At 24.4% G+C, this 1,739-nt stretch carries 1 protein-coding gene; it reads left to right on the forward strand.

Features of this window, described 5'->3' with window-relative positions:
* Positions 1-189: 189 nt before the first annotated feature.
* The gene (locus BUB83_RS21070; protein ID WP_073341041.1) at positions 190-1,356 is read left to right on the forward strand and encodes a GGDEF domain-containing protein; all 1,167 of its coding nucleotides are present in this window, start codon (positions 190-192) and stop codon (positions 1,354-1,356) included.
* Positions 1,357-1,739 lie beyond the last annotated feature (383 nt).

Genomic DNA, 1,739 nt, shown 5'->3' on the forward strand with positions numbered 1-1,739 from the left:
TCAACACGCTGATGGTACTGCATGGGTGACTGTGTGGGAGAGTAAGTCGTTGCCAGGTAAATAAAAACTCTACTTTTAAATAAGTAGAGTTTTTTTGCTTATCAATATATAGATGACATATACACAATTAGGATGATATAATTATGAGTATAAAACATATTTAAAGTCTTCATGATGGAGGAAATACAATTGGAAAAAATAGTACCAATCAAAACAGATGAGGAATTATTGGAAACTATAAATAAAAGCAAACATGATAAGAATATCTTCGTAGGTAGAATTATAAGTATTATAAGTATTATTATTATGACATTTTCATTATATGGGGATATGGTTATTTTTAAATATCCAAAACAAATTTCGTTTTTTAGAGTGATTTTGATATTGATCATTTTGTGTTATTTGATATTAAGTTTTTCTAAATTAAAATATGATTATAAAATAATTGCGATGTGTTATAGAATTGGTATATATAGTATAGCTTTATTTTTGGCAATTTTTAATTTTTATATATTTAATATTCTTCCGCAATATAATCATAGAGTAGTTCAAGTCTTAATTATAGGTAATTTAGGTATATTTATTGGAATAGCAGGCTTGATTAGTGAATATAAATATGTTGTTTTATTTAATTTGAGTTTAGTTGTTTTAGGAAATATATTTTTTAAACAACTTACAGTAAGTAACTGGTTTGAATATTTTAATTATTTTGCATTAATTGCTATATCTTTGACAATTAATAAAATTGTTGTTAATAGTGAAAAGAGGGAATGGAAATTAAAATTATTATTGGGAAAAAATTTATATTATCTTGAGAAAGAAATAGAATTAAGGATAGAAGCAGAAAATAAACTTAAATTTCAAGCAGAAAAAGATTCTTTAACAAAGGCTTATAATAGATATAAAGGTTTTCAAAAGTTGGAGAATGATATTAAGCTAGCATATAAAGAAAAAAAAGTCTTGTCTGTATGCGTTTTAGATTTGGATAATTTAAAGTTAATTAATGATAAATATGGTCATATCAAAGGTGATTTATATATATCTATTTTTTCATTAATTATTAGAAGAAACTTAAAGGAAATAAATTACTTTATTAGGATAGGTGGAGATGAGTTTCTTCTGGTTATGCCAAATTCATCATTTAATGATGCGGAAAAAATATTTAGATCTATAGAACAACAGATAGAATTGGAAAATCTAAAGAATAAATTTGAAATTAAATTATCAGTGAGTCATGGAATAGAAGCATATAACGGTGAAAATAAGATATTGTTAGAAGAACTAATTGATATTGCGGATAAGCAAATGTATATTGAAAAAACAAGAAAAAAGCAGCATAGTAAAGTGTATAGGTAATAATAGTAAATTAGTGTCATTTAAAAGTTAATAAACTGTGCCTAGTGTGGCAATATAAGAAATAATGAGAAATACTTAGCAATAAAGATGATAATAAGCTTAATTGATTGTAATAGTTAAATGAGTTAAAATATGAGTTAAACATAAATGATAAGATATTCCTTGTCGCCAAGAGAACTAAGAAAATATGTCGAAAGATAAATTTAAAAAAACTCTTGACAACACGAGAAACAAGTGATATTCTAAGTAAGCTGTCGCAAGATGGCAATAAGAAATTAATAAAAACATAAATTGATCTTTGAAAATTAAACAGAGAATGATATAAAATGCCAGTCAATAATTTAAGTAAATGAGTAAACAGATTAAACTTTTTAAATTGAGAG

Source organism: Clostridium grantii DSM 8605, from assembly GCF_900129965.1.
Classification (GTDB): Bacteria; Bacillota; Clostridia; order Clostridiales; family Clostridiaceae; genus Clostridium_AF; species Clostridium_AF grantii.